5 protein-coding genes and 1 pseudogene are annotated in these 5,208 nt (G+C 60.7%); 4 read left to right on the forward strand and 2 right to left on the reverse strand.

All coding sequences use genetic code 11. The features are described 5' to 3' along the window. Positions 1–381: cytosine permease (locus D6877_RS20670; RefSeq protein WP_178083725.1), on the forward strand; the 381-nt coding region annotated here is incomplete at its 5' end. A gap of 54 nt (positions 382–435) precedes the next feature. Continuing rightward, the gene (locus D6877_RS20675) at positions 436–1,164 is read left to right on the forward strand and encodes an aspartate/glutamate racemase family protein (protein WP_130911957.1); all 729 of its coding nucleotides are present in this window, start codon (positions 436–438) and stop codon (positions 1,162–1,164) included. A gap of 106 nt (positions 1,165–1,270) precedes the next feature. Here D6877_RS20675 and D6877_RS20680 read toward each other — a convergent pair whose 3' ends face one another. After that, a complete protein-coding gene (locus D6877_RS20680) occupies positions 1,271–2,194 on the reverse strand; it encodes a LysR family transcriptional regulator (RefSeq protein WP_130911958.1) in 924 nt (307 codons plus the stop codon). Between the two features lie 125 nt (positions 2,195–2,319). Here D6877_RS20680 and D6877_RS20685 point away from each other — a divergent pair, with 125 nt between their 5' ends. Next, positions 2,320–3,066 carry a 3-oxoacyl-ACP reductase family protein gene (locus D6877_RS20685; protein ID WP_016773811.1) on the forward strand — a complete coding sequence of 249 codons (747 nt, stop codon included), beginning with the start codon at positions 2,320–2,322 and terminating at the stop codon, positions 3,064–3,066. Positions 3,067–3,128: 62 nt separating this feature from the next. Here D6877_RS20685 and D6877_RS20690 read toward each other — a convergent pair whose 3' ends face one another. Next, positions 3,129–3,824, reverse strand: coding sequence for an HAD-IA family hydrolase (locus D6877_RS20690; protein ID WP_130911959.1), 696 nt, complete (start codon positions 3,822–3,824; stop codon positions 3,129–3,131). A 239-nt stretch (positions 3,825–4,063) separates the two neighbouring features. On the opposite strand from D6877_RS20690, the pseudogene D6877_RS20695 reads away from it, so the two are divergent. Continuing rightward, positions 4,064–5,208 (forward strand): annotated as a pseudogene (locus D6877_RS20695) (type IV secretion protein Rhs); the annotation flags it as partial.

A 5,208-nucleotide genomic window follows, 5' to 3' on the forward strand; every position in this document is an offset into this window, starting at 1 on the left:
CTCTACAACAGCCCGCTGGTGATCGTGTATTTCCTGTCGGGCCTCGGCGCCCTGCTCGGCCCGCTGTACGGGGTGATCATGGTCGACTACTGGCTGATCCGCAAAGGCCGGATCAACGTGCCGCAGCTCTACAGCGAAGACCCCAACGGCGCTTATTACTACAGCCGTGGCATCAATTTCCGCGCGGTGGCGGCGTTTATTCCTGCAGCGCTGATCGCCATCGTCCTGGCCCTGGTACCTGGTTTCCACAGTGTTTCGCCGTTCTCCTGGCTGATCGGTGCCGGTATCGCCGGCATGCTTTACCTGATCATCGCCAAACGCCAGACGCATTACGCCGAAGTCAGCGGCGAATGCATCGCTGTGGATAACGTCAGCCACTGATCCCTTCGCGGCCCGGTTTTCGGGCCGCACCACTGCCCGCAATAAGGATTTTCCATGCGTATTCTCGTGGTCAACGTCAACACCACCGAATCCATCACCGAGGCCATCGCCCGCTCGGCGCAGGCCGTCGCTTCACCCGGTACCGAAATCGTCGGCCTGACCCCGTACTTCGGCGCCGAATCGATTGAAGGCAATTTCGAAAGCTACCTGGCCGCCATCGCCGTTATGGATCGGGTGATGGCTTACGACCAACCCTTCGACGCCGTGATTCAGGCCGGCTACGGCGAACATGGCCGCGAAGGCTTGCAGGAATTGCTCAACGTGCCGGTGGTAGATATCACTGATGCGGCGGCCAGCACCGCGATGTTCCTCGGCCATGCCTACTCGGTGGTGACCACACTGGATCGCACCGTGCCGCTGATCGAGGATCGGCTGAAATTGTCCGGCCTGTGGGATCGCTGCGCCTCGGTGCGCGCCAGTGGTCTGGCGGTTCTGGAGCTGGAACACGAACCGCAGCGTGCACTGGAAGCGATCGTGCAGCAGGCCGAACTGGCGGTGACCCATGACAAGGCCGAGGTGATTTGCCTGGGCTGCGGCGGCATGGCCGGGCTGGATGAACAGATCCGTCGGCGCACCGGCGTGCCGGTGGTGGATGGCGTGACAGCGGCGGTGACAATTGCCGAATCGCTGGTGCGCTTGAAGTTGTCGACGTCGAAGGTGCGCACGTATGCCACGCCACGGCCGAAGAATATTGTTGGCTGGGCGCAGCGCTTTGCTCGATAGACCGAGTTGCCTTTTTCGCGAGCAGGCTCGCTCCCACATTTGCACCGCGTCTCCCTGTGGGAGCGAGCCTGCTCGCGAATGAAAACGACTCGGTCCCAAGCCCTACTCAGATAGCACTAAACCGCCGCCCCAGTCCCTGCTCAGCAAAATGCTCAATCACAAAGTCCACAAACGCCCGCGTCTTGCCCGGCAACAATTTGTGCTCGGCGTAATAGATCGAAATGTTGCCGTCATCGACAAACCAGTCCGGCAGCACTCGCTGTAACGTCCCTGTTTGAAGATACGGGACCGCAAACGGCATGCTCACCAGCGCAATGCCCAAACCTTGCATCGCCGTCGCGCACGCCGCCTCGGAATCACTCATGGTCATCCTCGCCCGCAACGTTAGCGGACTGTGTTGCTGATCGCGGTGAGTCAGTTGCCAGGAACGCACGCGCCCGGTCTGCGGTGAGCGAATCAGAATGCCGTCGTGTTGCCTGAGGTCATCGGGATGGCTGATCGGCGCATGTTTTTGCAGATAGTCCTCAGATGCCACCAACACCCGATGCGCCGGTGTCAGCCTGCGCGCAACCACGCCTTGTGGCAGTTCAAAGCCGCCACCAATCGCCGCGTCGAAGCCCTGCCCGATCAGGTCGACCTGGCGGTTATCGAAATGCCAGTCCGGGTTGATCGCCGGATAACGCCGCAGAAACTCACCGAGCAGCGGCACGATATACAGACGGCCGAACACCGTGCCCATGCTGACTTTCAGCGTGCCGGCCGGTTGCCCACCGGCACTGGCCAGATTGGCCACGGCATTCTGGATGGTGGTCAGGCTGGCGCTGACTTCACTCAAAAACAGCTGCCCCGCTTCGGTCAGGGTCAGGCTGCGTGTACTACGCTGGAACAGCCGCACGCCAAGCCGCGCCTCCAGTTTCGCCACGCTCTTGCCGACCGCCGCCGGGGTCAGGCTCAAGCGTCGCGCCGCTTCGGCAAAGCTGCCGACTTCGGCACTGCGCACAAAGCATTCGATACTGCTGAACGTTTCCATGATCGGCACTATAAACTTCTGGTTTACACAGACTATAGCAATCATGGTCTACACGGTTGTCGATGCCACGCCGATACTCGGCACCAACACCAAGGCATTCCGCCTTGCACACTTGGAGATCGAACATGACCACTCAACACCTCAGCGGCAAAGTCGCTCTGATTCAAGGCGGTTCGCGCGGCATCGGCGCGGCCATCGTCAAACGTCTGGCCGCTGAAGGCGCCGCCGTCGCGTTCACTTACGTCAGCTCCGCCGCCAAAGCCGAAGAACTGCAGAACAGCATCACTGGCAACGGCGGCAAAGCCCTGGCGATCAAGGCTGACAGCGCCGATGCCGGCGCGATTCGCCACGCCGTCAGCGCCACCGTCGAAGCGTTTGGCCGGCTGGACATTCTGGTCAACAATGCCGGCGTACTGGCCATCGCGCCGCTGGAAGATTTCAAACTGGAAGACTTCGATCAGACTTTGGCCATCAACGTGCGCAGCGTGTTCATTGCGTCCCAGGAAGCAGCGAAACACATGGGCGAAGGCTCGCGGATCATCAACATCGGCAGCACCAACGCCGACCGCATGCCCTTCGGCGGTGGCGGCGTGTACGCGATGAGCAAATCGGCACTGGTCGGCCTGACCAAAGGCCTGGCCCGCGACCTCGGCCCACGCGGCATCACCATCAACAACGTGCAACCTGGCCCGGTCGACACCGACATGAACCCGGCCCATGGCGAATTCGCCGACAGCCTGATTCCGCTGATGGCCGTCGGTCGTTACGGCACCGCCGATGAAATCGCCAGCTTCGTCGCCTATCTGGCCGGGCCGGAAGCCGGCTACATCACTGGCGCCAGCCTGACCATCGACGGTGGTTTCGGCGCCTGACAGATCGGCAAGAAAAAACGCCGCCCTTCTTTATAGGAAGGGCGGCGTTTTTGTGTCGACGGTCAAGCCAGTTCCAGCGTCGGCAGGCCAAAGGCGCTGGGCATAAATGCTTTCAGCGAACGAATAATGCCGTCAGCGTGAGCATATTTCTCATCGGCCATCGCTGCGTCGGGGATGGCGATTGCGGTCATGCCTGCCGCCTTCGCCGCAGTGACGCCAAACGGCGAGTCCTCGAACACCAGACAATCCTTAGGTGCAACGCCCAGGCGCCGGGCAGCGGTGAGGAAGATGTCCGGCGCCGGTTTGGCCGCGCCGACTTCCGGATCGTCCGCCGTGACGATGAAATCGAACAGCGCAAACCACTCACGGTGCAAGGTGGTTTTCTGCCCGAACGACTGGCGCGACGAACTGGTGCCGACTGCGATCGGGATGTTGTGCGCCTTGAGGTGACGCACCAGCGCTTCGGCCCCCGGCATCGCCTGCGCCTTGGGGAAACGCTCGCGCATCAGCGGCTCGCGAATCTGCAGGAATTCTTCCGGACTGATCGGTAGTTCCAGCGCCTGCACCACGTAATTGGCCAGGTCATTGGCACCGCGACCAATGATGTTTTGTTTGACGCTCCAGTCGAAGGTTTTCCCGTAGCGCCCGACAATCAGCGAGGTGACCTCGGTGTAAATGCCCTCGGTATCGAGCAGCAAACCGTCCATATCGAAAATCACGGCCTTGATCGGGCCGAACGTCTTCAGCGGTGCATTCATCATCGGATCCGTTAACAAAGACATCCCGGGCGACAGGCAACGTGCCGCAACGCGGATCTGATTAATGGGTTCAGCAGCATAGCGAGGCCGATGGACATTGAGCAACGGGCAATGCCATCGACGCCTTTTCGCATTTAGCGAAAACTCCTACAGACACTGCCTACTTCCCCGACTTCTTTCCTTTTTGATCCCCCGCAAAGTCCGCGCTCCTGTTTCTTCATATGCGCGAGCGACTGCGAATGTTTCAACCCGATCGGCTCCTGGCCCTGAACAACAGCATCGGACTGCTGGTAGTAGCCGCCCTGAATCCCCGGCAGCCAGATTTCGAAGCGCTGATCGATGAGTTCCGCCTGTGCCTGAACCACTACGACGCCTGGGCGGAGCAATTCTGGACCGGGACGGCGCTGGACATCGAGCAAGTGTTCAAGGTTGGCAATGACGTGCAACTGAGCGCGCCCATCACCTCGCGCGCACCTGTCAGCTCATCGGTGGTCATGTGTTCGGCCAGCGGTCCGTTGACCTTGGTGCACATGTTTGAAGCGGCGCGCTTTGTGCCGATCGGCGACACCCCCGTGACCCTCGAACCGCTGCTCAGCGAAGTCGACGGCGTACAGACCTTCGGCGAACCACTGCGCCACACCATCGGCCCGAGCGGGATCCTCGAGGTGACCGATTGCATGCGCGGCCAGCGCTACCGCGTCACTTTCTTTCCAGACGTTTCCACCGCCCATGTCCGCGCACTGTATGCCTCTTATGAAGGTGTCATCGCCGGTCTGGAAAACTGGCTGCGCGCTGAGTGGACCGGCTTTCAGCCGCAATGGACGGAGTTTTCCAGCGCCGGTTTTCTTGATCGTTACGGGCAGTTGCAGCGGGCCGATTGGCGCGGTCTGGAAAAAGCTTTGAACGGGGTTTGGGACGACATCCAGCAACTGTTTGCCCTCCTCGCCGATCTGCAGGAACACAGCGCAAAGCTTCTGGAATACCTGAGCGAAGTCGAACTTGAGGCGCTGCTTGCCGCTTCAAACGAGGCGATTGCCAACGCCTTGTTGATGCTCAGCGACGAGCCGTTGCTGTTCATTCATCTGGCTGCTTTCACCAGTTGGCTGAAGATGCTGCCGCCGCAATACCTCGCCGAAGTGGTGGCCGAAGTTCGCACCGAGTTGCTCATCAGCTTTCTGTTGATGCGCGTGGCGGGCGGTGCCGGCGTATCGCTACGTTTGAGCAGCAAGGTCCTGGCGAAAATCAAGTCGCCACGGGCGCGGGAATGGCTGGCCGCGTCAGCCTTGCGTCTGGCTGAGCTGACTTCAACGCCGGAACTCAAGCAGCACGCGAGCACGCTGAAGCCGCTGATGTTTCATGCGCGCGAGGTGGAGCTGAAGCCGAC

The sequence above is a fragment of the Pseudomonas sp. Sample_9 genome (assembly GCF_004307535.1).
Taxonomy (GTDB): domain Bacteria; phylum Pseudomonadota; class Gammaproteobacteria; order Pseudomonadales; family Pseudomonadaceae; genus Aquipseudomonas; species Aquipseudomonas mercuritolerans.